The following is a 26824-nucleotide window of genomic DNA, read 5'->3' on the forward strand; positions in this document are numbered from 1 at the left end:
ATATTTTAAAATAACCTATTGTTTTTTTAGTAGCAACCAGGCGTCGGCATAGTCACTAATATGCCGGTTGGCCTGGTAGTAATCATCCCAGTCCCGGTAGTAGCCACTTAACCAATCCAGCTGATACAGGTTGTCATGAAAGGCGCCACCAGTATCAGCCAGTACCGTTAAGCGAAATACCGGCTGACCCTGCTCCTCTGTTCTGAGTAGAATCAAGCGGCCTAAGCCCAGTTGGAATATATCGCCAGCTACAGTGACTTTAGGAAGAATAGGGATCTTGTAGTTGGCATCTTTACCATAGCCCAGCACCCCCTGAACCTCTTTGAAGTACCAGTAGCGCTGCTGCTGTTCAGGGCGCTGGGTACGATCATAGGCAATGCCATTGTTTCGATGAACATTGAAGTAGCGACGATCCCCACTCGGCTCATTGACCACGGCCGTTCCTTGCAGTAATGCACCTTCTAGATCGTCTCTACTCAACCAGATAAGCGGCGGAGCAAGGTTTCTCATGTGAGCGGCTTGGTCTTTTGAGCTTTCATTGGCTACTATCGTTTGTTTGCCATAGCGGTAGCGAGTGATATGATCCCGCTTGGCATCGGCTTCGTCCAGGCTTAAGTGGGCTTCATCAAAGGGTAAGCCATACAGAGCGTGGGGTGTTTCAGGGGTTTGTTGTGGTTGTCCGTTTGTCAGACGAACATAGTATTTAGTTAATAAAAGACGATCAGATGGCAGGCGTTGCAGCAAGGGTTTGTCATCACTGAGCTGACTGGCCCGTTGCTGATCCGGAGACCAGCGCAATAACTCGAAATGCTCGGCAATAAAGTCTGGATCGGTTAAGCGTGAGGTGCGCCCCATTTGTTGGTCTTCGTGAACGACCTCACAAATATAGGCCAGCGTTTCCTGGATACGCTCAGTTGGTGTGTTCAGCCAGACTGTAGTGCCACCATGAATCGCAGCAGGATCATAGGCGTTACCTTGAGCAAGATAGCTATGTGTTTGCTGGGCTACGTCACACAGGTCTTCACTTAAATCGATCCATTCACCGTCGGGAAGTTGAGTCGTTGGCGTAAATGTCGGGCTGGCCAATACACTGCCGCTTAACAGTAACGATAGGGTTAGAGCCAGGTGCTTGGAAGTTGCCATGAGCGGGTGATGTCTCAGAAGTTAAGTTGAATAGCTAGTGTAGCAAAATCCGGAACAAGGGTTCAGTGGAGTGATGGGACTGAGTTCTAACATATACAAAATCTATTCAAACACACCCTTAATTGATTTGAACCTTAAGCTCCAATGCAGGATCATAGCGTACCAGTATGATGAGCTATAGTTTTTAACGGGGCACTGCTACATGATTCCACGCTTAGCTGAACTCAATCCAGTCCAGACACTGTATATGGATTTTATCGACACACTGCGTCATCAGGGCTTTGAGGGCGATCTTAATCCGGATTATGCCAACCGAGTGGTTCTGGCAACGGATAACAGTATTTATCAGATTCTGCCTCAGGGTGTGCTTTATCCGAAGAAAGTCACTGATCTGGAAAAAATTTCCCGGTTGGTTGATCAGCCACGCTTCCACTCGATAGTGCTGAGTGCACGTGGCGGTGGCACTGGAACCAATGGACAGTCTCTGACTGATGGTTTGATTGTAGATTGTTCAAAATACATGAACCGCATTCTGGAAATTAATCCACATGAACGTTGGGTGCGGGTTCAGGCTGGAGTGGTCAAGGATCAACTCAATGCCGCGCTAAAACCCTATGGGCTCTTCTTTGCTCCGGAATTGTCTACCAGCAACCGCGCCACGATCGGAGGCATGATCAATACCGATGCCAGTGGCCAGGGATCGGTGTTATATGGCAAAACCCGTGATCACGTACTGGAACTGGACAGTATCTGGCTGGGTGGTGAACGTTGGCTTTCTGGGGCTTTGAGCGAAGAGCGACTGGCTGAAATCAAGCAGCAGCCTGATCGAATTGGTGAGATACACCGTGAACTGGATGATCTTTATCAACAAAACCTGGCGTTGATAGAGTCCAGTTTTCCCAAGCTTAACCGTTGCTTGACTGGTTATGATCTGGCGCATATCCGTGATGAGTCGGGGCGTTTTAATCTCAACTCCATCCTCTGTGGCGCTGAAGGCTCGCTCGCCTTTATCGCTGAAGCCAAGCTCAGTGTATTACCTATCCCCAAATATGCCGCACTGGTAAATGTAAAATACACCAGCTTTGAATCCTCGCTGCGCGATGCCAAGTCGCTGATGGACTGGCAGCCGACCTCGATTGAAACCATTGACTCAAAAGTCCTGAATCTGGCCATGGGCGACATCGTCTGGGATACCGTGCGGGCTTACTTTCCGCAACGTGATGATGAACCCGCTATCCGTGGTATTAACTTGATTGAGTATACTGGGGATGATGAAGCTGAACTGAAACAGAAGGTTGATGCGTTGTGTCAGCACCTGGCTTCCGTCAGTGGCGAAGCAGGCAAAAGCTTTGGTTACTCTGTGGTTTACGGTGCTGCCGAAATCAACAAGGTTTGGGCGATGCGTAAAAAGGCCGTTGGTTTACTGGGCAACGCCGAAGGGCCGAAGCGTCCGGTGCCTTTTGTTGAAGACACGGCCGTGCCACCTGAAAATCTGGCTGACTTCATTATGGATTTTCGCCGCGTGCTGGATGAGCACGAGCTGGAATATGGCATGTTCGGTCATGTTGATGCTGGCGTGTTGCATGTACGCCCGGCCCTGGATATGAAAGACCCTGAGCAGGAAGTCATGATTCGTCGTATTACTGATGAAGTGGTGCGCCTGACTCAGCAGTATAAGGGTTTGCTCTGGGGTGAGCATGGTAAAGGCATCAGGTCTGAATATGCGCCGGAATTTTTCGGCGCGCTTTACCCTGAGCTACAGCGGATTAAAGCCCTGTTCGATCCGCGTAATCAGATGAATCCAGGTAAAATCGCCACACCCGCCACCCAGCCGGGCGCTGAGTTGCTGAAGATTGATGGTGTTCCTACGCGTGGACAGCAAGACCGGCAAATTCCGGTTGAAGTCCGTGATACTTATGAATCCGCCATGAACTGCAATGGCAATGGCGCCTGCTATAACTACGATCCCAATGATGCCATGTGCCCGTCCTGGAAGGGCACCCGTGAGCGTATCCATTCACCCAAAGGGCGCTCGTCCCTGGTCAGGGAATGGTTGCGTTTGCTGAGTCAGCAGGGCAGTGATCTCAATCAGGAAGCTGACAGGATTCGTAGTGCCTCGGTTTTTTCCGGTTTAGCTACACGGATTAACAACACCTTTCGGCGTAATCGTGGCGAATATGATTTCTCCAATGAAGTACATGAAGCGATGATGGGGTGTCTGGCGTGCAAGTCTTGCGTCTCACAATGCCCGATCAAAGTGAATGTACCGGATTTCAGAGCGCGTTTTTTAGAGGTCTATTACGGTCGTTACCTACGGCCGATGAAGGATTACCTGGTGGGGAGTCTGGAGTTTATGATTCCAACCCTGTCTCGCTTTCCGGCGCCCTATAACTGGGCGATGCGTAACACATTTATGCGCGCGGTTATGAAGAGCCTGGTCGGTATGGTCGATAGCCCGGTGATTTGCCGCCATGGTTTGCGTCAAGGCTTACGTGAACGCTCTATCGACTGGGCCACTGAAGCCTCTATCCTGGCGCTGACGCCTGCACAGCGTGACCGTAGCGTGGTGATCGTTCAGGATGCCTTTACCAGCTATTTTGAAACCCAGTTGGTTCTGGATCTGGTTGACCTGCTCAGCCTGCTGGGGTTCAACGTGCTGGTCGCTCCGTTTATGCCCAATGGCAAACCCTTGCATGTGCATGGATTTATGCAGGCATTCAATAAAGCGGCTGAGAGAAATCTCACTCTGCTGCGCACATTGGATGCAACGGGGCTGCCACTGGTGGGTATCGATCCATCAATGACCCTGACTTATCGTTCGGAATACAAGGATGTCAGTGACGACCTGCCCAATGTTATGTTGATTCAGGAGTGGTTGGTGGAAGCGATTCAGCAGCGCCCTCTGACGGGCAGCGTGCCGCAGCACAGCTTTAAACTGCTGGCGCACTGTACCGAGAAAACTTCAGCGGCGCCGTCCATTCGTCAATGGCAAACCCTGTTCGGTTATCTGGGTCAGGAGCTGGAAGTGCTTTCAACCGGTTGCTGTGGCATGTCCGGAACTTTCGGCCATGAAGCACAAAATTACAAACTATCCAAAGAGATCTATGCCCTGAGTTGGAGTGAGATCGTTAACAGTCCGGCACATAAAGGACAGTTGCTGGCGACGGGCTATTCTTGCCGCTCCCAGGTAAAACGGCTGGATAATCAGGAATTACTGCATCCAGTGCAGGCGTTGTTAAGCGTTGTGCAAAAGTTGTAATGCATCTGTAGGCTAAATCAGCGAGACTTTGAACAAGCCTATATGCAACTATTTATTCAAAACTGCAAGGGAGATAAACCGTGGAAGATTTATTGCCAGAGTTATGTGATCAGTTTCCAGAGTTAGTCCAGGTTGTAGAGCCGATGTTCGCCAACTTTGGTGGACGTGAAACCTTTGGTGGTGAGATTGTCACCATTAAAGCCTACGAAGATAACTCGCTGGTGCGTGAGCAGGTAGCACAGCCAGGGCAGGGTAAAGTGCTTGTCGTTGATGGTGGGGCGTCTATGCGTCGTGCCATGCTGGGTGACATGCTGGCCGAAAAAGCGGAAAAAAACGGTTGGGAAGGCATCATCATTTATGGCTGTATTCGTGATGTGAATGCGATCAGTCAGCTCGATCTGGGGGTTCAGGCACTGGGGTCTCATCCGATGAAAACCGATAAGCGCGGCCTGGGTGACCTGAACGTCCCCCTGACCTTTGGTGGCGTGACCTTTACCCCAGGGCAGTATGTCTACGCCGATAACAATGGCGTGTTAATATCACCGGAGAAACTTGAACTGTCGGATGTGTGATGAGTCAAGCTGAACACTGGCTCAGTTCAGAGTATTTGCTGAGCCAGCTCAAAGAAAGGCCAGAGGGAATCAGCGAACATGCCTTGATAAAGCAGTTGCACCAAGATGGGCATATCAAGCTGGAGGCGGATAGCTTTCGTGATCTGGTGAAACTGTTTCGTATGCACTTTTTGCTGTTTCATCGTCTGTACCTGCTGCGCGATGAACTGCATGCTCAAGGGTGCGGATCATTGAGCGTCCAGGCCCTGTCAATTCGTTTGCTGCCCTATGCGGCGAGTCAGCAAGGGTTGGTGACAGACGATCCGTTACGTCGTTATTATCTGGATTTACAGAATCTCGAAAACGACGCCAGTGAGTCGATGCTGGAATCCATGCTGGCCGGATTCTGGTCAGCCCTGAAACCCCCTGCAGACGAAAGCGCTCAGCAGCAAGCCTTGCAGTTGTTGGAGTTAGATGCCAATGCATCAGACAGGGAAATCAAGCAGGCCTGGCGGCGTTTGGCGATGCGTCATCATCCTGATCGTGGGGGGGACGATGAAACCATCAAACAACTGAATCAGGCAGTATCGCTACTTTTGCCGGGACGGTAATGAGTTGCTCACGCACTGCAACCACCCTACACCGCAGGAACATACATGCCAAAACGGGTTAAGATGATTATCACGCTAGTCTAGTGGCTCATCCGGGTACCCAGGGCGGTGATAGGTTTGTACGGCGCAGCGAGTTAGCAGGCTTGCGTTAGGCATTGCATGTGGTAGTTGCTGAACCTGTTGAGATGGATCATAATCATCAGTAATTGTAGTTGTATTATTTTGCTTGGGGTCCAAGACTAGACCATCTTATTCAACTCAAGCCTGTTTCTTTTATGTAAATATTTATCAGCATGGCCATCCAAAGTGGGTGGCCTTGTTTTTTTAACGGAGATGAAAATGTCAGAACTTCCCCCGATCAAAGTAACCGAGCTGGATATCGACAGGCTGGAGGGGATGCTTGATAAAATGCCCTACCGGGGTGATGCCCGCTATGACAGTTTGCGTGAAGAGTTGGCTCGGGCTGTTGTGGTTAAAGCGGAAGAGATGTCCGATGATGTGGTACGGATGAATTCGACGGTCACCTTTGAAGTGGAGGAGAGTGGTCGTCAGTTTCATCTGACACTTTGTTATCCGCATGAAATAAAAGGGCAACCTGAAACTCTGTCAATCTTTGCACCTATAGGCAGCGCACTGCTGGGCTTGTCTGTTGGCCAGCGTATTGACTGGGAACTACCGGATACTAAGCACCGTCATGTTAAAATCATCAAGGTAGAAAATCCGCAGCAAGGCAATTGAGGAAACCGGTGTGTACGATTTACTGATCTTTGACTGGGACGGTACAATTATTGATTCTGAAGCCAGTATTATCGGCAGTATGCAGTCGGCTGCGCTGGATCTGAGTATCGGCGTGCCCGATCATGCGGCAGTAAGAAACATTATCGGACTGGGGTTGCCCGAAGCTATTCGTATGCTGTTTCCAGACCAGGATGATGCTTTTGTGCTGGCCATGCGTGATCGTTATGTACATCATTTTTTGTCAGCTGATCCTACCCGGTCAAATTTGTTTCCGGGTGTTAGAGATACGCTTGAAAATCTACATGGGCAGGGGTTTCGTCTGGCTGTTGCCACTGGCAAGAGCCGCAGAGGTTTGGACCGTGTGCTGTCCGATACTGGTCTGGCACCGCTGTTCGAGATTACTAAGTGCGCCGATGAGACGGCATCCAAGCCGGACCCCTATATGCTTGAAGAAATACTGTTGGTCACCGATATTGATCCTCGGCGTGCATTGATGATTGGCGATACCGAGTATGATCTTGAAATGGGACAGCGTGCCGGAGTCGATACGGTTGCTGTCAGTTATGGGGCGCATCATATTGATCGCCTGTCACGCTGGAATCCGGTACTGGAAGTGCATCAGTTTACGGAACTTGGAAGCTGGTTGCTGCGTCATAAAGCCAGTTGATTAACCGTTTAAGGAGCGATACGTGAGTAATAATCATTGGGATGATCCGGAAAAAAAAGACACGCCACCCGAGTGGCTGTCTGAAGAACCCAGCGCCGACGCCAAAGTTAAGCAGGCGCTGGACAAAGCGTCTGAGCAGACTGAGAAGAGTAAAGAGTGGCGACTGATTGAAAAAATTGTCTCCAGTCTGAATGTGGAGCAGCGTCGTTCAAGGCGCTGGGGAATTTTTTTCAAGTCGCTGACATTTATTTACCTGTTTGCGCTACTGGCAATCTTTATTATGGGGCGTGATCTTAGTGGCGCTAAAGAGGCGGTTGATCCACAGCCACATGTTGCGCTTATTGAGTTACGTGGCATCATCGCCGACGGCGCTGATGCCAGTGCAGATAATATTATTACAGCGCTACGCAAAGCCTTTGCAGCAAGTCAGAGTCGGGCAATTATTCTGCGCATCAATAGTCCAGGTGGCAGCCCTGTGCAGTCGGGTTACATCAATGATGAAATCGCACGTCTAAGGGCGCTGCACCCAGATAAAAAAGTCTATGCAGTCATTACCGATATAGGTGCTTCCGGCGGTTATTACGTGGCGGTCGCCGCGGATGAAATTTATGCTGATAAAGCCAGTTTAGTCGGCTCTATTGGGGTAACGGCTTCCGGTTTCGGATTTGTTGATCTGATGGAAAAAGTGGGCGTTGAGCGCCGGATCATGACGTCCGGGGAAAATAAAGCTTTTCTGGATCCCTTCAGTCCTCAGCGAGACGATGAGACCGAGTTTTGGGAGTCTGTGTTGGAAACGACGCACCAGCAGTTTATTCGCGAAGTTAAGGAGGGGCGAGGCGAGCGTCTGACGGATACGGATCGACTGTTTACCGGTCTGATCTGGAGTGGCGAGCAAGCGCTGGAACTGGGCTTGATTGATGGTCTGGGCAGCTCCAGTTATGTTGCTCGCGAGCTGGTTAAAATCGATCGTCTGGTGGATTATACCTATCAGCCATCCTCCTTTGACAGGCTGGTCGATCGTTTAGGTGTGTCTTTCGCCAAGCATATGTCTACACAAATGGTAGAGTACTGGTCACCGCGCTTGCAGTGACCTGCTGATGTTACAAAACCTCAATACCCTCCTGTTCCAGCATACGCACCAGGCGTATCAGTGGCAGGCCAATCAGGGTATTGGGGTCTTCTCCCTCGAGTTTGTCAAACAACACAATACCCAACGCCTCTGACTTGAAGCTGCCTGCGCAATTGAAGGGCTGTTCACGCTCAAGATAGCGATCTATCATTCCGCTGTTGAGTTGACGAAAATATACTTTATAGGGAACGACTTCAGTCTGAGCTTGCCGGGTTTCAGTATTGTATAAGCTCAATCCGGTCAGGAAGGTTACACAGCGGCCCGAGGCATTTTGTAACTGTTCCATGGCTTTGGCTTTAGTGCCGGGTTTGCCGATAATCTGGCCGTCAAGCACGGCAACCTGATCAGAACCTATAATCAATGCATTGTGGAAGTAATTTGCCAGAGAGCGAGCCTTGCTTTCAGCCAGTCGAGCAACCAGTGCTTCGGGCGATTCAGTGGGTAGGGGTGTTTCATCGACATCGGGTTTTTTGCTGCGATAAGCAAAACCGAGCTTATCCAGGATTTCGCGACGATAAGGAGAGCTGGATGCTAAAACGAGGGCTTTGTCCATTTTTTGGCCTTTTACAGAGGGTATTCAGGGTTCAGGCTATAATATCGACATTTTTCTTGAATGAAACCCCTGAATCCCTTTGACAGACGCCATCGCAATGCCTAGAATTGCGCGCTTATGTCGAACGGTCCATTACCGAAAAAAGCTGATCCGCGCAAACTTGCTGAGCGGGAAGCGCAGATTACTGGTATCGCTGAAGTTTCAGCGATGCCTCGCCTTGCTTCTTTTTTATGTAGCGAGCAGGGCACAGTAAACGTAACGTTGAGTTTTGCAGTAGATGAACAACATCTGCGCACTGTATCAGGCAAAGCCAGAGGTCAGGTATTGATGACCTGTCAGCGTTGCCTCGAGCCAGTGAGCATTGATGTCAGGGCCGATGTAAATCTGGCCGTGGTTCTCAATGATGAGCAGGCCAGAAACCTGCCGCGGTACTACGACCCGCTACTCGTTGAAGACGACGATGTGGAGTTGTTGCCGATCGTAGAGGATGAATTGATTCTGAGCTTGCCCTCCGTGCCTATGCACGAGGACTGTTCAGTCAAAACATCCTGGGGCGATAGTGGAACAGTTCGTCTTCAGCAAGAAAAACCTAACCCTTTCAGTGTGCTGGCCTCGCTAAAAGACAAGACCAGCAAGCGTTAATCAGGAGCTATATACCATGGCAGTACAGCAGAACAAAAAATCCCGTTCAAGACGTGATATGCGTCGTTCGCATGATGCGCTGAGCGGTCCAACTCTGGCAGTTGATGCAACTACCGGTGAAACACACCGTCGTCACCATGTGACTGAAGATGGTTTCTACCGTGGTCGTCAGGTTATCAACAAGCAAGACGAAGAGTAAGCTTGTCTGAACACCTTAGCATTGCCGTAGATGCGATGGGCGGGGACTTCGGTCCCCGTGTTACTGTTCCTGCCTGTATCAACCTGCTAAAACAACAGCGCCAGCTCACCATTCTGCTGGTGGGTGATAAAGCTCAGATAGAGCCATTATTGTCACGCTGTCCTGCTTATCTGTCTAGTCGTATTACTTTGGTTCATACCACTTCGGTCATTACTATGAATGACAAGCCTTCCTATGCCTTACGCAATCTTCAGGATTCGTCTATGTACCTGGCGCTGGGTCTGGTGCGTGATGGTAAGGCATCGGCTTGTGTCAGTGCTGGCAATACCGGTGCTTTGATGGTTTTGGGTTGCAGTTTATTGCGTACCCTTCCGGGTATAGATCGTCCGGCTATTATCAGTGCCATTCCTACACAGCAGGATCATTGTTACCTGCTGGATCTGGGGGCGAATGTGAATTGCAATGCGGAGCATTTGTTACAGTTCGCTCTGATGGGCTCAGCCATGGTGTCCGCCGTTGAGGGTAAGCCATCTCCGCGTATTGCCTTGCTGAATATCGGTAGCGAAGAGATTAAGGGTAACGAGCAGGTCAAGCTGGCTTCACGCCTGATTCAGGAACATGGTAGTCTGAACTATATTGGCTTTATCGAGGGTGATCAGGTGTTCAGTGATCGTGCTGATGTGATCGTTTGTGATGGGTTTACCGGCAATATAGCACTCAAGAGTAGTGAGGGCCTGGCGCGTCTTATTGCGGGCAAGCTGCGCAAGAGTTTTACCCGTAATTTATATAGACGTTTGCTGGGAGTGCTGGCCCAGCCTGTGCTTAAAGAATTGCAGCAGCAGATAGATCCGGGTCGCCGCAATGGTGCAAGTTTGCTGGGGCTTCAGGGTGTGGTTGTTAAGAGTCATGGTGGTGCCGGGCGGCGTCATTTTGAAGCAGCTCTGTCGCAGGCAGTTACAGATGCGCGGTTGAATATACCCTCGCGAATTGTTGAGCAACTGGAGCAACAGTTGCAGCAACAGCCTACCTGAGCGTTTAACTCGGCTCACAATGTTGTACACTATGTGTTTTTAAAGCCGGAGCTATAATCGGCTGTTCATCTCTGATCTGTTGTTATGAGGATTCTATGTCGCAAGCACTGGCTTTTGTGTTTCCCGGGCAAGGCTCTCAACAGGTGGGTATGTTGTCTGAACTGGCGGCTGCTCACCCTGTTATAGAAGAGACTTTTGCAGAGGCTTCAACGGCGTTGGGCTATGATTTGTGGGAGTTGGTTCAGTCTGGACCGGAAGAGCAACTTAATTCTACAGAGATAACCCAGCCTGCGCTGCTAACAGCCAGTGTTGCGCTCTGGCGTCTCTGGGTGCAGCAGGGCGGTGCTACTCCGGCAATGATGGCTGGACATAGTCTGGGCGAATATTCGGCACTGGTTTGTGCCGGCGCCATGTCTCTTGAAGCTGGCGTGCAGTTGGTTAGGCGGCGCGGTGAATTGATGCAGCAGGCGGTTCCATTCGGCACAGGTGCTATGGCGGCAATACTGGGACTGGATGATGCATCGGTCAAAGCGGCCTGCGAGCTGGCCGCTGAGGGTGATGTGGTCGCACCGGTTAACTACAATTGTCCTGGACAAGTGGTTATCGCGGGTGAAAAAGCCGCCGTAGAGCGTGCCATGGCGGCCTGTAAGGCTGCAGGAGCCAAGCGCGCTATCGCTTTGCCAGTCAGTGTTCCATCCCACTGCAGCCTGATGAAGCCTGTAGCAGAAGACATGGCTGCGGCGTTGTCATCGGTGGCGCTGGTTATGCCAGCTGTACCGGTAGTGCAGAATGTGACGGCCGAAGTCGTCGGTTCAGTTGAAAGCCTGCGTCAGAATCTCGTTGAGCAGCTGTACAGCCCGGTTTTGTGGACGGATTCGGTGTTGGCGATGGCTGATAAAGGGGTGCAGGTCACCATCGAGTGCGGTCCTGGTAAGGTATTGTCCGGACTGAATAAAAAGATCAATAAATCACTTGAAGTCGTCTCTTTGGCCGATGTAGTGAGTTTTGAGAAAGCATTGAGCCTAATCTAAACAATGGATTCAGGGAGTCTTATGAGTATTGAAGGTAAAGTGGCGCTGGTGACTGGCGCAACACGTGGAATCGGCAAGGCCATTGCTGAAAACCTGGCCGCACAGGGTGTGGTGGTGGTGGGTACGGCAACCAGTGAAAACGGGGCTGCAGCAATCAGCAGCTATCTGCTCGCAGCCGAAAATCCTGGGTGTGGTCTGGTGCTGGATGTCGCTAGTCCCGAATCCATTGATGCTGTATTAAAAGAGGTCACCACTCGCTTCGGTGCTGTGGAAATCCTGGTCAACAATGCTGGCATCACTCGAGACAATCTTATGATGCGGATGAAAGACGATGAGTGGGATGCTGTTATCAATACTAATCTCAGCGCTAACTTCCGTTTGGCAAAAAGCTGCCTGCGCGGGATGACTAAAGCGCGCTGGGGACGTATCATTAGCATTAGCTCAGTGGTCGCCTCAATGGGTAATGCAGGTCAGGCTAACTATGCGGCGGCAAAAGCTGGCCTGGAAGGTTTTTCCCGGGCACTGGCGCGTGAAATAGCTACGCGCAATATTACTGTGAATTGTGTTGCTCCGGGTTTTATCGATACGGATATGACCTCTGGCCTGGCCGAAGAGCACAAAACTGTTTTACAGGGGCAGATTCCAATGGCGCGTTTGGGCGAGCCTGAAGAAGTTGCCGCTGTTGTCGGCTTCCTCGCCAGTGAGGGTGGAAGCTATGTAACAGGTGAAACTATTCATGTCAATGGTGGCATGTATATGGCCTGAATCAGTAAATTGGCAACAAAGAATTGTTTTTTGTGCTGATATGTTGATAATTGTCCGTCAGCAATAACTAAATCGGTCGACATACTTGCTAGTGTGTCATTGGTTCTAATAAAATTGCGTCTCGCATCCTGGGATGTGATGGTGTCTACAAGTAAATAGGAAGAGATATGAGTAATATTGAAGAGCGCGTTAAGAAAATCATCGCTGAGCAACTGGGTGTTAAAGAAGAAGAGGTGGTCAACAGTGCCTCCTTCGTTGAAGACCTGGGTGCTGACTCGCTCGACACCGTTGAGCTGGTGATGGCACTGGAAGAAGAATTCGAAACTGAAATCCCCGACGAGGAAGCTGAAAAAATCACTACCGTTCAGCTGGCGATCGATTACATCAACGCACACCAGTAATCAGTCAGTCTCTGAGGTTTAGTTGAAAAGCCGCACCTATATAATCCTTATATAGTGCGGCTTTTCTATTAATGGCCTGAATTTCTGGAGGAACAGATGTCTCGCAAAAAAGTGGTTGTAACCGGCTTGGGTCTGTTAACACCGGTTGGTAACACCGTAAAAGAGGCGTGGGACAGTATTCTAGCCGGTAAAAGTGGAGCTCAGAATATCGAGCATTTTGATGCGTCTGCGTTTGCTACTCGATTCTCTGCACCTGTTAAAGCGCTTGATCTGGAACCCTACATGAGCGTCAAGGAAGCACGCAAAATGGACCTGTTCATTCAGTATGGCATGGTGGCAGCTATCCAGGCGGTGCAAGATGCCGGACTGGTAGTTACTGAAGAGAACGCGCCTCGTATCGGCTGTGCTATAGGTTCAGGCATTGGCGGTCTGCCAATGATTGAAAATACGCACAATATTCTGAATACATCAGGACCACGCAAAGTGTCGCCTTTTTTTGTGCCTGGCAGCATCATTAATATGATTGCTGGTAACCTGGCGATCAAATACGGCTTTCGCGGTCCGAATATAGCGATTACCACGGCCTGTACTTCAGGCACGCACAATATTGGCCATGCCATGCGTATGATTCAGTATGGTGATGCCGATATCATGATTGCCGGTGGTGCTGAAATGGCAACGACCCCGTTGGGGATTGCCGGTTTCTCGGCCGCACGTGCGTTATCAACGCATAATGATGATCCGCAGGCGGCCAGTCGCCCCTGGGATAAAGACCGTGATGGTTTTGTACTGGGTGATGGTGCTGGTATTCTGGTACTGGAATCCTACGAAAGTGCCAAGGCGCGCGGTGCGCATATTTATTGTGAGCTGTCCGGATTTGGCATGAGCGATGATGCATTTCATATGACCGCGCCACCTGAAAATGGTGCCGGCGCCGCTTTATCGATGACGAATGCCATGCGTGATGCCAGCATGAATCCGGAGGAGTTGCATTATATTAATGCGCATGGAACATCGACTCCGGCGGGTGATATTGCTGAATCCAATGCTGCCAAACTGGTGTTAGGTGATACAGCCAAGCAGGTGCGTATGAGCTCCACCAAGTCGATGATCGGTCATTTACTTGGCGCCGCAGGTGCAGTTGAAGCCGCATTTTGTGTGCTGGCGATACGTGACCAGGTGGCTCCGCCGACGATCAATCTGGATAATCCGTCTGAGGGATGCGATCTGAACTATGTCGCGCATCAGGCACAACCCTGTAAAATTGATACGGCTATGTCCAACTCGTTTGGCTTTGGTGGTACCAACGGTACACTGATTTTCAGTCGACTCTGAAAGTTGATCTGAGGGGGGCGCGAGCTCCATCCTTGGCGCTATATGCCGCAGGCGCATGGATGCGCGAGCGGGCATGGTCTTAAGCAACGCAGATACCTATGGCAGAAAATAACATCGCTTTGGTTAATGGCAAGCCCGCGGTAACGCTATCGTTTCAGGATCGAGGGCTCAGCTACGGCCAGGGGCTTTTCGAGACCCTACGCATTGCCGGTGGTAAACCTTTGTTGTGGGAAGCACACCTGCAACGACTGTTACGTGGCTGTCAGCGTTTGCACATACCTGCTGAGGGGCTGCAAACCGCCCTGCAGGAGGATCTTGAACAATTGCCTGTCGTAGATCAGGCCGTTCTGAAAATCCTTGTCACTGCTGGCTGTGGCGGGCGAGGTTACACCCTGCCTACCGACATCCAGTCCACTCGAATCCTTCAACAACTACCATTCCCAGACTATAGCGACAATCCGGGCTTGCGAGGCATTCAGGCACGCTGGTGCAACTTGCAACTGGCCTGTGCTCCAGCACTTGCCGGTATTAAGCATCTAAATCGTCTCGAGCAGGTACTCGCACGTGCCGAGTGGAATGATCCATCGGTGCAAGAGGGTATTGTATGTGGTGCCGACGGCTACCTGGCTGAGGGGACCATGAGTAATCTGTTTTTGGTGTATGATGGCCGCTTGATGACGCCGGATCTTTCTCTGTATGGTATTGCCGGTATTATGCGTAATTATCTGATTGAGTTGGCCGCCAGTGTGGGAATCAAAACCGAAACAGGCCAGTATACCCGCGCTGAACTTCTGGCTGCTGATGAGGTGTTTTTCTGCAACAGCCTAATCGGCATCTGGCCTTTGGCACAACTTGATGATCAGACTTTTATACCCGGACCGGTGACCCGAAGGCTCCAGGGTTTGCTGAAAGAGAATTATTGTTAATGTTAAAAAAACTTTTGTTGCTTATATTTATATCGGTAGCCCTGGTTCTGGGCGCTGCGTGGTACGTTTATAATGATTTCGAAAAGAGCCTGCAGCAACCATTATCCCTGGATGCAGAGCAGGTGATCACTGTGCCATCTGGCAGTAGTTTTCAGCAGTTGATGCGTCGTTTTGAGACGGACGGTTGGATTAGAAATGCCGATCTGATGCGTCTCTATACCCGGTTGCATCCGGAAATTACCGCCATTCGTGCGGGCGAGTATGCCATAGAGCCTGGTAGTAGCCTGCTGGACGTTATTGATCAAATAAATCGTGGCGATGTAGTGCGTTATTATTTCACCCTGATCGAAGGCTATACGTTCAAACAGATTCGCGCGGGGCTGGAAGCCGATGAGCGTATCGAATCTACTCTGTCTGACAGCAGTGAAGCAGATATTATGGCCATGCTTGGCGCAGATGCCGATCAGTCAGCAGAGGGGCTGTTTCTGGCTGAAACCTATCAGTTCCAGCGTGGCGCAAAAGATATTGATTTACTGCGCCGGGCGCATAATGATCTAAAGGCGTTTCTTGAGCAGCAGTGGCAGGCGCGTGATGAATCACTACCTTATAACAATGCTTACGAAGCACTGATTATGGCGTCTATTATTGAAAAGGAAACCGGTGTACCGGATGAACGCAGCCGTATTGCCGGGGTCTTTGTGCGTCGACTGAACCAGGGGATGCGTTTACAGACAGACCCAACCGTCATTTATGGTATGGGTGAAAATTATACTGGCCGTATCCGTCGCTCAGATCTGCAACAGCCCACACCCTGGAATACCTATACCATCGATGGATTACCACCTACGCCCATTGCTATGGTAGGACGTGAAGCCATTGTCGCGGCATTGAATCCGCTGGAGGGTAATGAGCTGTACTTTGTTGCGCGGGGTGATGGTACCCATCATTTTTCAGCGACGTTGCGTGAACATAATAATGCCGTTAACCGCTATCAACGTAATCGTCGCAGTGATTATCGTTCATCACCCGCTACAGGGAGCGAACAATGAGAGGTTGTTTTATTACCCTGGAAGGTGTTGAGGGGGTGGGTAAAACCACTAATCTTGAGTATATCCATCAGCGCCTGCAGGCCGCTGGTATAACTGTTGTGGTCACACGGGAACCGGGCGGTACTGCCATGGCTGAAGAGATTCGTGAATTGCTGCTACGACAGCGCACAGAATCCGTAGCCGAAATGGCTGAGTTGTTGTTGATGTTTGCCGCACGTGCTCAGCACTTGCACGCATTGATCACTCCGTCGCTGGAGCAGGGGCATTGGGTGTTGTGTGACCGCTTTACCGATGCCACTTATGCTTACCAGGGCGGCGGCCGCGGTGTTCCGCTGTCACTGATCAGTACATTGGAGTCCATGGTGCAGGCATCACTTCGTCCAGACCTGACCTTGCTGTTGGATCTACCGGTTGAGCAAGGGTTGGAGCGTGCCCGCAATCGCAGTACACCGGACAGGTTTGAAGCCGAGAAACAGCGTTTTTTTGAAGCCGTCAGAGAAGTCTATTTGGACCGGGCTATGGCAGAGCCTGAGCGCTTTGCCGTTATAGACGCATCACTGGATCTTGAACAAGTGCAGCAACAGATACGTGTTCAACTGCAGCAGCGTTTAGGCGTTACCCCGGTATGATCGACAAGCCGCTTGTCGTCCCCTGGGCTGAAACGCTATGGAATAAGCTGGCCAGGCAGCATGCCGAATCCCGCTTGCCGCACGCTATTTTGCTTACAGGCCATACCGGTATCGGTAAGATTGAATTTGCTCAAGCCTTTGCGCATCTGTTGCTTTGTCATCAGCCACACAATCATCAACCTTGTGGCCACTGCCGAAGTTGTGAACTGCTGAGCAGTGGTAACCATCCCGATCTGGTCTATCTGCATCCGACTGAAGCGGGTAAGGCGATCAAGGTTGATCAGGTGCGTGAGTTGCTGCAGTTTCTGCATAATACTGCACAACAGGGTGGCTACCGTGTGGTGGTCATGGAGCCGGCTGAAAATATGAATATCAATGCAGCCAACGCCTTGCTTAAGTCACTCGAAGAGCCAGGCAATAACACCTTGTTGTTGCTGGTATCGCATCAACCGGGTCAGCTAATGCCGACTATCCGTAGTCGTTGCCAACAGGTTGGCTTTCCCATGCCGAGTGCTGATCAGGCTGCACCCTGGTTGACTCAGCAACTGGGTATAGAGGCTGAGCGGGCCGGGCAGTTGTTACGTATTACTCGAGGGGCACCACTCAAGGCACGCCTGCTTTACCAGACTGATCGGGTCAGCTTTAGAGCGGGTTTCGTCACCGGTCTGGCGGATCTGCTCAAGGCGCGTACAACGGCAGTAACACTAGCAGAAAAGCTATACAAGGAAGATTTATTGCAACTTCTGGAGTGGATGTACAGTCTATTGGTGGACATCGCCCGGTTACAGGCCGATAGTGAAACACTGAAAATCAGCAACGCCGATATGTTTAAAATGCTGAATGCCGTTGCTAAAAAGACCACAGCCGTTAAACTTTATTCATTGATTGATCAGTTACAAGCTGAACGGATCAGTTTAATGGAACGTCACAACCCGAATCGTCAGTTGTTGCTTGAAACGCTGCTGCTTGGATGGGTTGGGCTGGTTCGATAATGTAAAGGAACCTGAAAATGTCAATCGTACCCAGAATTAGTCACGGTATTCTTTCTCTGGCCATAGAGAACAAAGAAGATCTGTATAAATCGTTTATGCCGTTCGTAACGCACAGTGGCTTGTTTATTCCCACTTCACGTTCCTATCAATTGGGTGAAGAGGTATTTATGTTGCTGACCGTGATGGAAGAACAGGAAAAAATTCCGGTTACCGGAAAGGTCATCTGGGTAACACCCAAGGCAGCCCAGGGAGGCCGGGTGCCTGGTATCGGCATACAATTGACAGCTGATGATGCGCCGTTGGTGCGTAAAATTGAAAACTATCTTGCCGGGGCGCTGAACAGCTCACGGCGAACTTACACCATTTAAACCTGACAGGATTATAAACCGCCGTTATGTATGTGGACTCGCACTGCCATCTGGATCGTATCAATATCGAAAAACTCAATACCTCACTGACTGGGCTGGTTGATGCGGCGGTGGAGCGGGGTGTGCACAAAATACTCTGTGTTTCTATCGATCTGGAGCAGTTTGAGCAGATGGCAACCTCGGTAGCGCCATTTCCACAGGTTTATCTTTCAGCCGGTGTACATCCCTTGCATGTGGATGAGCAACCCTATGATGAGCAGCGCTTACGCTTGGCGGCCAGTCGTAACAGAGTGGTGGCTATAGGCGAAACCGGGCTGGATTATTATTATTCCAAAGAGCACATCGATGCGCAGCATGAGAGTTTTGCTGGTCATCTGCGCCTGGCGGGTGAGCTGGGACTGCCGGTTATTGTGCATACTCGCGATGCCCGCGAAGACACGCTGAAGCTGATTGATCAATATGGCAACACTGAGTCTGCCGGTGTGTTGCATTGCTTTACCGAATCGCTGCAGATGGCTCAGGCAGCACTGGAAATGAATTATATGATTTCCTTCTCCGGCATTATCACTTTCAAAAATGCTGAAGAACTCAGAGATGTTGTTCGTGCGGTACCGCTGGACAAGCTTCTGATCGAAACCGATTCACCTTACCTTGCGCCAGTACCCTATCGCGGCAAGCAGAATCAGCCAGCCTACGTGGTCGAAGTAGCGCAGTGTGTAGCAGATTTGAAAGGTGTGTCTGTAGAGGAGGTGGCAGAAGTGACACGCAATAACTTTTACCGGTTATTTTCACGGGCTCAGGGTTAAGCCTCTGGAAGGGGGAGGGCTTGCCCGGTCCTTGGGCAAGGAACCTCAATAGCCCATGTCTTCGTCGGTCATCGGGGTAATACTCAGTAGCATTTTGGTCAGATCCAACAGAATGATCAAAATGTTATTGTGGTAGCACACACCCTGTACAAAGCGTTTCGCCGATTCGTCACCGCTTAAGTTCGGTGCGCGATCCACGCGATTGGTAGGCAGGTTGATCACTTCGTCAACACTATCAACTACCAGGCCGATTACTTCCTTGTCATTCAGTTCTACTACGATGATACGCGTATCGTCATCATAGGGCACATCGGCCATGTGGAACAGACGGCGGGTGTCTATCACGGTGACCACGTTACCACGCACGTTAATGATGCCCAGTACCGAATAGTCAGCTCCAGGTACTGGCGTGATTTCAACATAGCGCAGAACTTCTTTAACCTGCATCACGTCGATGCCATAGAGTTCCTGATTAACACGAAAAGTGGCCCACTGATGATAGACAACTTCTTCCTCTTTGGCGCGACGTGCGTTTTCATCCCGCTGCTTTTTGTTATTAGAACTTTCTTGGATCATTTTCAGTTGCTCGGCGGCGCCATCTAAACTCATGATTAAGGATCCTTTCAGCTACCGGTTAATTGGCTGTCAATTCAGAATTTGATTATTAAGGATTATAGCTTCAATAGCAGTATGTAGCCATGCTAATCATAGGGCATCCTTGATTTATAGGCAGTTGTCCGGCTTTGGTAAACCAGCCAGGCATGCGGCGAGTTTGGCTGGACTACCTGGAAACAGCTTCATCAAGTGAATACTACGGCCCTTGTCCGGTCCCAGTTCACGACTGATGGCTTTACATAATGGACGCATGGCCGGTGAGTGCTGATATCGGTGGTAAAAATCACGCAGAACCCAAATGATCTCCCAGTGCTCATCGGTTAGCTGAACACCTTTATCTTCAGCCAGGGCACAGGCCAGCGCTTCAGACCAGTCTTCTAGTTGCAGCAGGTAGCCTTCATCATCCAGCAAGGCACGGATTTCTGTTGTCATCAAAACCAGCTCACCACGCGATCACAAGACAGTGTCAGGTTAACAAATTCAGGATCGGTGATGGCGATAATCTTGCCTGTCTCTTGAATACCCCGGGCTTCCAGGTCCACAGCCAGTGCATGTAGTTTAACTGTGTCGGGCAGTTTATCCCGGTGTGCTGGCAGTGTCAGATAGACACCGTCTTCGATCAGCAGCAATACGTCATCATCCGACAGGGTGGCAAGGCACTGAGCCAGCGTTGAGCTGTCTGAAGGGCTGGTATTCAGCGTATGTAGTGTTTTACTCATGGTGCTCCTTAGATGCTCAGCACGACATCATGATTTTGTATCAGCTCAGCCAGTTGTGCTGGCTGCAGAACCTCAGGTACCAGCATCAGTTGCTGCGCGTCCAGTCCATGAAATGCCAGAGAGGCTGCATCAGTGTAGATGGCATCTATATCATAAAGCTCCAGTGAGGCTTGCAGCGCATTGAGGTTTTTCTGGCCGATAGCTGTGGGGTTTTGTGCTGGTAGCAGTTGCAGCAGGGCATCACCCAGCAGCAGCAGGCTGACGGGCTGTTCGAATACAGAGCAGGTCAGTGCCACATCCAGCAAGTCTCGAGCCGCTGACGAGCCATAAGGGGCTGCTCGGCTAATTAGCAGAAAGCGTTTGCAGGGCTTATCGCTCATCCACGACCTCCAAAGGTAATCACTCTGTCAGACAGTATAGCGGCTTCAGTGAGTTGGCCCAGACCAGAGAGTTCAAAACCTTCGGCAAGATTGCCGTGGGGTTTGTCATAGCGTTTGGCTTCGTTGTCATCGAGCAGACCACGACGAATGGCCGCCGCAATACACGCCACCAGATCCAGTTGGTGCTGTTCTGCCAGTGCCTGCCAGGCTGTGGGGATACAGGGTTCATCTGGTGGGCTGCTGGACAGGCCATTAGCATTCATAACGCCATCTCGGTAAAAAAACACCCGGTGCAGCGTATGTCCGGCATCCAGTAAGGCTTTGGCGAAACGTAACGCTGTTTCAGGTGCCTGATGCTGCACCGGTGATGCATGAACGATCAGCGTAAATATCATGTTGACCTCGCCTTAAAATAAAAACCCCGCCATCTTAGCAAAGAGGGCGGGGTTTTCAGAAGTGCATGGCGCCTAGTTGTTGCTAACTAGTCGCTGCTAAGTACACCCACCAGATGCAACAAATGTACAAACAGGTTGTAGATGCTCAGGTAGAGACCAACCGTTGCCATAATGTAGTTCTGGTAGTGCCCATTAACGATGTTGCTGGTGTCATACAGGATGAAACCGGCCATCAGCAGTACCACCAGAGCCGAGAAGGCCAGGTGCAGCGCCGGGATGTATACGCCAAACAACGGTAGTACCAGCAGCGCAACCATGGCAATCAGCATCACGATAGCGCCTGTAGCCAGGAAGCCGCCCATAAAGCTGAAGTCTTTTTTGCTGGTCATGACATAAGCTGACAAGCCAACAAAGGTCAGGGCGGTCATGCCCAGTGCGGTCATGACAATCTGACCACCGCCAGCCATGGCCAGGTAGTGGTTCAGCAACGGTCCAAGACCGAAGCCCATCAAGCCGGTAAAGGCAAAGATCAGCGGCAGGGCAGCGGCAGAATTCTGTTTACGGTTCAGGACAAAGATCAAACCGAAGCTGACCAGCACACTTCCGATGTAGACAATGAAAGGTGGATTGATCATCATGGAGATGACGGCTGTCACGGCACTGAAGCCGAGCGTCATACCCAGCAACATATAGGTGTTGCGGATCATCTTATTGGTCCGGATTACCGACTCTTGTGAGCTGTAACCCAGTTCTTGTACTTTATCCATAGTAATCCTCATTAGTGTTGAATCTGGAACAAGGTTAATAATCAGGGTAAATTACCCCGAGTTCAAGCTTTTGACCTGATTGATGTGCAATAATTCCATTTTGTCGCAAACCCTGTCCAAGAAGTTTTAATGTGTGTATTGATACCTTCACTCGCTTTCCCGATATCCTCTATGAAGATGATAGCTTAATTGCACTACATAAGCCTGCTGGCCTGCTGGTCCACCCGAGCTGGATATCGCCGGCCAGCACCCCTAACTTGATCAGTTTGTTAAAACAGCAGTTTCCAGGTGATACCTTTCATACGATTCATCGGCTCGATCGGGGCACGTCTGGCGTGATTTTATTCGTACGCAATGATAAAGAAGCGGCCAAGGTGATGCATCAGCAGTTTCTCGATCGACAGGTCAGCAAAACCTACCTTTGTGTCGTGCGTGGCTGGACTGAAGTCGAGGGCACCATTGATTACGCGCTACGCTACGAAAAAGATCGTTATTCGGAACCTTTTGCCAATGAAGACAAAGCCCCGCGCGAGGCCGTGACGCACTACCGAACCCTGGCGCAGGTAGAGTTGCCAATTGCAGTCGGACGCTACCCGGTGGCACGCTATTCACTGCTGGAGGTCAAGCCTGAAACTGGACGTAAGCATCAGATACGTCGGCACATGAAGCACATTATGCATCCACTGGTGGGTGACACCAATCATGGTGAAGGACGGCATAACCGGCTATTTCGCGATCATTTTTCCATACACCGACTGTTGCTGATGGCCACTGAACTCACGGTCGTCCACCCTAAGGCGTTGCGTAAGGTTCATATTTCAGCCCCCTTGGATGAGGAGGTTTTGAGCCTGTTTGAAAAGCTGGGGTGGGGGCGTTTATCTGAATTAGCCGAAAACCCACAGCTGCTGTACTGAATTCATTGCGAATTCTGCCGTGCGTGGTAGCATGAGAGCATAATTAACTACAATTTATCTTGCATACAACATGACAAATCAGCCAAGCACCACCCGTACGTTGACCAACCGGCTCAAGTCTGGCAAACCCCTCCGCATCGCCCTTATAGGTGCTATGGATCAGGAAATAGAATTGCTGAAAAGTGCCATGCAGGACCTGCAGTCTTTTAATCAGGCCGGTTATGATTTTCACAAAGGAAAACTCCATGGAGCGGAAGTCATTCTATTAAAATCCGGCATAGGTAAAGTCAACGCCGCTATCGGCACGACTATTTTGCTGCATGAATTCAACCCTGACTGCGTCATTAATACCGGATCTGCCGGCGGCTTTGATCCGTTGCTAAAAGTCGGTGATGTGGTGATCTCTGATCGGGTGCTGCATCATGATGCCGACCTAACAATCTTTGGTTACAAACCCGGTCAGTTACCTGGTATGCCGCCAGCATTTATTCCGGATGCTGACCTGTCAGCTATTGCGGAAAAGTGCATTAATGAATTTGTCGGTGTGACCACCGTGCATGGTCTGATTGCCACTGGCGACAGCTTTATGGATGAACCGGAACGTGTCAAGGCTACGCGTAAAACTTTCCCGGAAATCAAAGCAGTAGAAATGGAAGCTGCAGCGATAGCTCAGACTTGTCATCGCTTTGATATCCCGTTTATCGTCATCAGGGCACTGTCTGATATCGCCGGTAAAGAATCCAATATCTCCTTTAAGGAGTTTCTGGAAACGGCCGCTACCAATTCGGCCAATATGGTCAGCGCTATTATCCGCGGTATCGTTGCCGGCCATACAACAACACCGTCAGCTTAGACGCCACACATTGAATAGGGGTGAAACATGGCAAACGTAGCATTTATTGGTCTGGGCACCATGGGCTTTCCAATGGCAGGGCATCTGGCTGCCAAGGGGCACGATGTGTGTGTCTATAACCGCAGTAGCGCCAAAGCGGAAAGCTGGGTTAAGCAACACGGCGGTCGCTTTGCAGCAACCCCGGCAGCAGCAGCTGAAGGTGCTGAGTTGGTGTTTGTCTGTGTCGGTAATGATGATGATCTGCGCTCAGTCACGCTGACTGAAACTGGCGTGTTTGCAGGAATGAAATCCGGCGCTGTATTGGTAGATCATACCACTGCCTCGGCCGAAGTGGCGCGAGAGCTCTACCAGGTGGCAACTGAACAAGGCATAGGTTTTCTGGATGCGCCTGTATCCGGTGGTCAGGCTGGTGCAGAAAATGGCGTGCTGAGCGTGATGATCGGTGGCGATGAAGCGGTGTATCAGCAGGCCGAAGCAGTTATTGCCAGCTATGCCAAATCACAAAAGCTGATTGGTGGCCCGGGAGCTGGGCAGTTGGCTAAAATGGTCAATCAGATCTGTATTGCCGGTCTGGTACAGGGTCTGGCTGAGGCTGTACATTTTATTGAAAAGTCTGGACTGGATGGCGAAAAAGTATTCGATGTTATTCAACACGGCGCCGCAGGCTCCTGGCAGATGAGCAATCGTCATAAAACCATGCTGCAAGGTGAATTTGATTTTGGTTTTGCCGTCGATTGGATGCGTAAAGATTTGAGCATTACCCTGAATGAAGCGCGGCGCAATGGCGCGCAGTTGCCAGTAACTGCATTGGTAGATCAGTTTTATGCCGATGTACAGCAGCGCGGTGGCGGACGCTGGGATACCTCCAGTTTGCTGAAAAGATTTGAGACAGGTCAATAATACTCTATAATCGCGAGCCAACGGGCAACAAGACCCGACTCATTTCATTAAAAAAGCAAAGGTACGTTCTATGTCGTTCATTGATAAATACAGCATGATTTCGCTTGCACCCAGCATCGCCGTTATTGTCGGCGTGGTGGCCATTACTGTTTTTGGTAGCCTGTTTCTGAAAAAGGCGATTGCCAAAGATGCGGCAGCAGCGGGTGAAAAGTAACTGCTAAAAAGGTCACAGGCAGTGTTATGCTAGCTGTCTGTGACAAACACAACCCCAGGATTCCGTCCATGCATCGATCTAAAAACCTCAGTCATACCGAAACCCCACCCATTGATGCACAACGTCATCCGTTACTGTCGGATAATGATATCAACACCATTTTGGTGAATGGGGCGCAGATGTCACTGAGTAAATTGAAGCGGGCGCGTTCATTTAATGCGCGTATTTACTATTACGCCGAAATCGGGGTTTATCTGGAAGTGTCGTTGTCCAGAGGAGCCGGTATTACCGATGAAACCCGTGAACAGTTGCAGGAAATCCACAAGGAAGCCACGCACGTGCACATGAATGCCAACAAGCGTCTGGCGTTAAAATCCTGAACAGATGAGCGCTACCGATCAGGAACAGGAACAGAACAGTTTTGATAGTAAAGCCTTTCTGGCAAACCTGAGCAGCCGACCCGGTGTTTATCAGATGTATGATAAACACGATAAAATCCTCTATGTTGGCAAAGCACGCAACCTTAAAAATCGCGTTAGCAGTTATTTTCGCGGTTCCTGGCAGGGCACCAAAACCCGCGCGCTGGTTTCACATATCCGTCGCATCGAAGTCACCCTGACCCACAGTGAAACTGAAGCCCTGCTGTTAGAGCAAAACCTGATCAAGGCACAGCGTCCCCCCTACAATATTCTGCTGCGCGATGATAAGTCCTACCCTTATATTTTCATTTCCGCCACGGATGACTTTCCCGCTGTACGGTTTCACCGTGGCGCCAAAAAAGCTAAAGGCCAATACTTTGGCCCGTTCCCCAGTGGTGGTGCGGTACGTGAAAGTCTGAACCTGTTGCAAAAACTGTTCAAAATCCGCCAGTGTGAAGACAGCTTTTTCCGCAACCGCTCGCGCCCCTGTCTGCAACATCAGATTAAACGCTGCACCGCACCCTGCGTGGGGCTGATTGATAAGGAGCGTTATGCCGAAGACCTGCGCCATGCCAGCATGTTTCTGGAAGGTAAGAACCAGGCGGTAACTGCTGAGTTGGCCGAACGTATGGATGCTGCATCCAGTCATCTCAATTTTGAATTGGCCGCTGAACTGCGTGATCAGATCTCGGCACTGCGACAGGTACAGGAGCAGCAGTATGTATCCGGCAGCGGCGGCGAGGCGGATGTATTCGGTTGTGCAATTAATTCCGGCAGCATCTCCATCCATGCCCTGTTTGTTCGTGGGGGCCGCATTATTGGCAGTAAAGCTTATCATCCCAAACTGTCACTGGAAGGGTCGGAAAGTGAACTGCTGTCATCTTTTATTGCCCAGTTCTATCTGAGCGGTGCACGGGAAGTACCCACCAGCATCATTCTGCCTTTCGCCCTGGATGATGCTGAGGTTATCGGTCAGGCAATCACCGAAAAAACCACCAAGCGGGTTCAAATTACCCATAATGTGCGTGGTGATCGTGCCGGCTGGCAGCGTCTGGCCCAGACCAATGCCAACCAGCAACTGGTCAGTCACCTGGCAAGCAAACAGAATATCAGTAACCGTTTTCTGGCCCTGCAGGACTTGCTTGATTTTGATACAGCCATCCGCCGTATGGAGTGTTTTGATATCAGCCACAGCTCAGGCGAGGCTACTGTGGCTTCCTGCGTGGTGTTTGATGAGAACGGCCCACTGAAGTCCGATTACCGCCATTTCAATATCGAAGGCATTACCGCGGGTGATGACTATGCGGCCATGCAGCAGGCACTGGAGCGTCGCTACACCCGACTGAAAAAAGGCGAGGGCAAACTACCGGACCTTCTGATTATCGATGGTGGCAAAGGTCAGGTCTCTCAGGCGATGACAGTACTCGAATCCTTACAGATCACCGAAGTGACCGTGATCGGCATCGCCAAGGGCACTACCCGCAAAGCGGGGTTTGAATTTCTGGTTAATGGCCAAACCGGCGAAGAGTCGGTGATACCATCGGATTCTGGCGCGTTGCATTTGCTTCAGCATATCCGCGATGAAGCCCACCGATTTGCCATCACTGGCCATCGCGCGCGACGCGCCAAAGTCCGAAAACGCTCCCTTTTAGAGGATATTCCCGGTATTGGACAGAAACGTCGCCGCGAATTGCTAAAATATTTCGGCAGTATCAAGGAGATAGAGAATGCAAGTATTGAAGAAATTGCAAAAGTCTCTACCATAAGTGCTAAGTTGGCACAGGAAATCTGGTTGTGCCTGCATCCCGACAGCTGAACAGGAC

The 26824-nt window shown here is 50.5% G+C and carries 33 protein-coding genes; 25 read left to right on the top strand and 8 right to left on the bottom strand.

Annotated elements, in window-relative coordinates; all coding sequences use genetic code 11:
- Positions 1 to 15: 15 nt before the first annotated feature.
- A complete protein-coding gene (locus F5I99_RS08635; RefSeq protein WP_151055058.1) occupies positions 16 to 1143 on the bottom strand; it encodes an MltA domain-containing protein in 1128 nt (375 codons plus the stop codon).
- Between the two features lie 202 nt (positions 1144 to 1345).
- Here F5I99_RS08635 and ydiJ point away from each other — a divergent pair, with 202 nt between their 5' ends.
- The 6 genes from ydiJ (at position 1346) to F5I99_RS08665 (ending at position 8059) form a co-directional block, all read left to right on the top strand.
- Positions 1346 to 4402, top strand: coding sequence for a D-2-hydroxyglutarate dehydrogenase YdiJ (gene ydiJ / locus F5I99_RS08640; protein ID WP_151055061.1), 3057 nt, complete (start codon positions 1346 to 1348; stop codon positions 4400 to 4402).
- An 80-nt stretch (positions 4403 to 4482) separates the two neighbouring features.
- Positions 4483 to 4974: a putative 4-hydroxy-4-methyl-2-oxoglutarate aldolase gene (locus F5I99_RS08645; protein ID WP_151055064.1), complete on the top strand. Its 492-nt coding sequence runs from the start codon at positions 4483 to 4485 to the stop codon at positions 4972 to 4974.
- Positions 4974 to 5564, top strand: coding sequence for a DNA-J related domain-containing protein (locus F5I99_RS08650; RefSeq protein ID WP_151055067.1), 591 nt, complete (start codon positions 4974 to 4976; stop codon positions 5562 to 5564). The genes F5I99_RS08645 and F5I99_RS08650 overlap by 1 nt, the downstream gene beginning before the upstream one ends.
- A gap of 339 nt (positions 5565 to 5903) precedes the next feature.
- The gene (rnk, locus tag F5I99_RS08655; protein WP_191905990.1) at positions 5904 to 6302 is read left to right on the top strand and encodes a nucleoside diphosphate kinase regulator; all 399 of its coding nucleotides are present in this window, start codon (positions 5904 to 5906) and stop codon (positions 6300 to 6302) included.
- A 10-nt stretch (positions 6303 to 6312) separates the two neighbouring features.
- Positions 6313 to 6969 (top strand): HAD-IIIA family hydrolase, encoded by a 657-nt coding sequence (locus F5I99_RS08660; protein ID WP_151055073.1) that lies wholly within the window; start codon positions 6313 to 6315, stop codon positions 6967 to 6969.
- A 22-nt stretch (positions 6970 to 6991) separates the two neighbouring features.
- Complete coding sequence (locus F5I99_RS08665; protein WP_151055076.1) at positions 6992 to 8059, top strand: S49 family peptidase; 1068 nt, start codon at positions 6992 to 6994, stop codon at positions 8057 to 8059.
- 10 nt (positions 8060 to 8069) lie between these two features.
- On the opposite strand, the gene F5I99_RS08670 is transcribed toward F5I99_RS08665, so the two are convergent.
- On the bottom strand, positions 8070 to 8651 hold the full coding sequence (locus F5I99_RS08670) for a Maf family protein (RefSeq protein ID WP_151055078.1): 582 nt from the start codon (positions 8649 to 8651) through the stop codon (positions 8070 to 8072).
- A gap of 117 nt (positions 8652 to 8768) precedes the next feature.
- Between F5I99_RS08670 and F5I99_RS08675 the strand changes: the two genes are divergently transcribed.
- The 13 genes from F5I99_RS08675 to F5I99_RS08735 all read left to right on the top strand — a co-directional run bounded on the left by F5I99_RS08675 (position 8769) and on the right by F5I99_RS08735 (position 18825).
- On the top strand, positions 8769 to 9293 hold the full coding sequence (locus tag F5I99_RS08675) for a YceD family protein (RefSeq protein WP_151055081.1): 525 nt from the start codon (positions 8769 to 8771) through the stop codon (positions 9291 to 9293).
- A gap of 16 nt (positions 9294 to 9309) precedes the next feature.
- Positions 9310 to 9492 carry a 50S ribosomal protein L32 gene (gene rpmF / locus F5I99_RS08680; protein ID WP_036521416.1) on the top strand — a complete coding sequence of 61 codons (183 nt, stop codon included), beginning with the start codon at positions 9310 to 9312 and terminating at the stop codon, positions 9490 to 9492.
- 2 nt (positions 9493 to 9494) lie between these two features.
- Positions 9495 to 10523: a phosphate acyltransferase PlsX gene (gene plsX, locus F5I99_RS08685; protein ID WP_151055083.1), complete on the top strand. Its 1029-nt coding sequence runs from the start codon at positions 9495 to 9497 to the stop codon at positions 10521 to 10523.
- Positions 10524 to 10618: 95 nt separating this feature from the next.
- Positions 10619 to 11554, top strand: coding sequence for an ACP S-malonyltransferase (gene fabD / locus F5I99_RS08690; protein ID WP_151055086.1), 936 nt, complete (start codon positions 10619 to 10621; stop codon positions 11552 to 11554).
- A 21-nt stretch (positions 11555 to 11575) separates the two neighbouring features.
- Positions 11576 to 12319: a 3-oxoacyl-ACP reductase FabG gene (gene fabG / locus F5I99_RS08695; RefSeq protein ID WP_151055089.1), complete on the top strand. Its 744-nt coding sequence runs from the start codon at positions 11576 to 11578 to the stop codon at positions 12317 to 12319.
- A 167-nt stretch (positions 12320 to 12486) separates the two neighbouring features.
- The gene (gene acpP / locus F5I99_RS08700) at positions 12487 to 12720 is read left to right on the top strand and encodes an acyl carrier protein (protein WP_010323864.1); all 234 of its coding nucleotides are present in this window, start codon (positions 12487 to 12489) and stop codon (positions 12718 to 12720) included.
- A gap of 96 nt (positions 12721 to 12816) precedes the next feature.
- On the top strand, positions 12817 to 14055 hold the full coding sequence (gene fabF, locus F5I99_RS08705) for a beta-ketoacyl-ACP synthase II (protein ID WP_151055090.1): 1239 nt from the start codon (positions 12817 to 12819) through the stop codon (positions 14053 to 14055).
- Positions 14056 to 14153: 98 nt separating this feature from the next.
- On the top strand, positions 14154 to 14981 hold the full coding sequence (gene pabC / locus F5I99_RS08710) for an aminodeoxychorismate lyase (RefSeq protein WP_225307601.1): 828 nt from the start codon (positions 14154 to 14156) through the stop codon (positions 14979 to 14981).
- Positions 14981 to 16030, top strand: coding sequence for an endolytic transglycosylase MltG (gene mltG, locus F5I99_RS08715; RefSeq protein WP_151055093.1), 1050 nt, complete (start codon positions 14981 to 14983; stop codon positions 16028 to 16030). The genes pabC and mltG overlap by 1 nt, the downstream gene beginning before the upstream one ends.
- Positions 16027 to 16659, top strand: coding sequence for a dTMP kinase (gene tmk / locus F5I99_RS08720; RefSeq protein ID WP_151055096.1), 633 nt, complete (start codon positions 16027 to 16029; stop codon positions 16657 to 16659). Before mltG ends, tmk begins: the two co-directional genes overlap by 4 nt.
- Positions 16656 to 17651 (top strand): DNA polymerase III subunit delta', encoded by a 996-nt coding sequence (locus tag F5I99_RS08725; protein ID WP_151055099.1) that lies wholly within the window; start codon positions 16656 to 16658, stop codon positions 17649 to 17651. The genes tmk and F5I99_RS08725 overlap by 4 nt, the downstream gene beginning before the upstream one ends.
- A 17-nt stretch (positions 17652 to 17668) precedes the next feature.
- Entirely contained in the window at positions 17669 to 18019 is a 351-nt protein-coding gene (locus F5I99_RS08730) for a PilZ domain-containing protein (protein ID WP_151055101.1), read from the top strand.
- A 26-nt stretch (positions 18020 to 18045) separates the two neighbouring features.
- The gene (locus F5I99_RS08735) at positions 18046 to 18825 is read left to right on the top strand and encodes a TatD family hydrolase (protein WP_151055104.1); all 780 of its coding nucleotides are present in this window, start codon (positions 18046 to 18048) and stop codon (positions 18823 to 18825) included.
- A 45-nt stretch (positions 18826 to 18870) separates the two neighbouring features.
- Here the strand turns inward: F5I99_RS08735 and F5I99_RS08740 are convergent, their stop codons facing one another.
- The 6 genes from F5I99_RS08740 to F5I99_RS08765 all read right to left on the bottom strand — a co-directional run bounded on the left by F5I99_RS08740 (position 18871) and on the right by F5I99_RS08765 (position 21701).
- Positions 18871 to 19434: a chemotaxis protein CheW gene (locus F5I99_RS08740; RefSeq protein ID WP_151055106.1), complete on the bottom strand. Its 564-nt coding sequence runs from the start codon at positions 19432 to 19434 to the stop codon at positions 18871 to 18873.
- 114 nt (positions 19435 to 19548) lie between these two features.
- Positions 19549 to 19872, bottom strand: coding sequence for a TusE/DsrC/DsvC family sulfur relay protein (locus F5I99_RS08745; protein WP_151055109.1), 324 nt, complete (start codon positions 19870 to 19872; stop codon positions 19549 to 19551).
- The gene (gene tusB, locus F5I99_RS08750) at positions 19872 to 20159 is read right to left on the bottom strand and encodes a sulfurtransferase complex subunit TusB (RefSeq protein WP_151055112.1); all 288 of its coding nucleotides are present in this window, start codon (positions 20157 to 20159) and stop codon (positions 19872 to 19874) included. The genes F5I99_RS08745 and tusB overlap by 1 nt, the downstream gene beginning before the upstream one ends.
- 8 nt (positions 20160 to 20167) lie before the next feature.
- Positions 20168 to 20539 carry a sulfurtransferase complex subunit TusC gene (gene tusC, locus F5I99_RS08755; RefSeq protein WP_151055114.1) on the bottom strand — a complete coding sequence of 124 codons (372 nt, stop codon included), beginning with the start codon at positions 20537 to 20539 and terminating at the stop codon, positions 20168 to 20170.
- A complete protein-coding gene (tusD, locus tag F5I99_RS08760) occupies positions 20536 to 20934 on the bottom strand; it encodes a sulfurtransferase complex subunit TusD (RefSeq protein ID WP_151055117.1) in 399 nt (132 codons plus the stop codon). Before tusD ends, tusC begins: the two co-directional genes overlap by 4 nt.
- A gap of 86 nt (positions 20935 to 21020) precedes the next feature.
- On the bottom strand, positions 21021 to 21701 hold the full coding sequence (locus tag F5I99_RS08765; protein WP_151055120.1) for a Bax inhibitor-1/YccA family protein: 681 nt from the start codon (positions 21699 to 21701) through the stop codon (positions 21021 to 21023).
- A gap of 131 nt (positions 21702 to 21832) precedes the next feature.
- Between F5I99_RS08765 and F5I99_RS08770 the strand changes: the two genes are divergently transcribed.
- The 6 genes from F5I99_RS08770 (at position 21833) to uvrC (ending at position 26817) form a co-directional block, all read left to right on the top strand.
- On the top strand, positions 21833 to 22615 hold the full coding sequence (locus F5I99_RS08770) for a pseudouridine synthase (RefSeq protein ID WP_225307602.1): 783 nt from the start codon (positions 21833 to 21835) through the stop codon (positions 22613 to 22615).
- A 70-nt stretch (positions 22616 to 22685) separates the two neighbouring features.
- Complete coding sequence (mtnN, locus tag F5I99_RS08775; protein WP_151055123.1) at positions 22686 to 23468, top strand: 5'-methylthioadenosine/S-adenosylhomocysteine nucleosidase; 783 nt, start codon at positions 22686 to 22688, stop codon at positions 23466 to 23468.
- 27 nt (positions 23469 to 23495) lie between these two features.
- Complete coding sequence (locus F5I99_RS08780; RefSeq protein WP_151055126.1) at positions 23496 to 24368, top strand: NAD(P)-dependent oxidoreductase; 873 nt, start codon at positions 23496 to 23498, stop codon at positions 24366 to 24368.
- 70 nt (positions 24369 to 24438) lie between these two features.
- Positions 24439 to 24582, top strand: coding sequence for a hypothetical protein (locus F5I99_RS19440; protein ID WP_191905991.1), 144 nt, complete (start codon positions 24439 to 24441; stop codon positions 24580 to 24582).
- A 68-nt stretch (positions 24583 to 24650) separates the two neighbouring features.
- Positions 24651 to 24962: an excinuclease ABC subunit C gene (locus F5I99_RS08785; protein WP_151055129.1), complete on the top strand. Its 312-nt coding sequence runs from the start codon at positions 24651 to 24653 to the stop codon at positions 24960 to 24962.
- Positions 24963 to 24966: 4 nt separating this feature from the next.
- The gene (gene uvrC / locus F5I99_RS08790) at positions 24967 to 26817 is read left to right on the top strand and encodes an excinuclease ABC subunit UvrC (RefSeq protein WP_151055131.1); all 1851 of its coding nucleotides are present in this window, start codon (positions 24967 to 24969) and stop codon (positions 26815 to 26817) included.
- The last annotated feature ends 7 nt before the right edge of the window (positions 26818 to 26824 follow it).

Origin of the sequence: Nitrincola iocasae, assembly GCF_008727795.1 — a bacterium.
Taxonomy (GTDB): domain Bacteria; phylum Pseudomonadota; class Gammaproteobacteria; order Pseudomonadales; family Balneatricaceae; genus Nitrincola; species Nitrincola iocasae.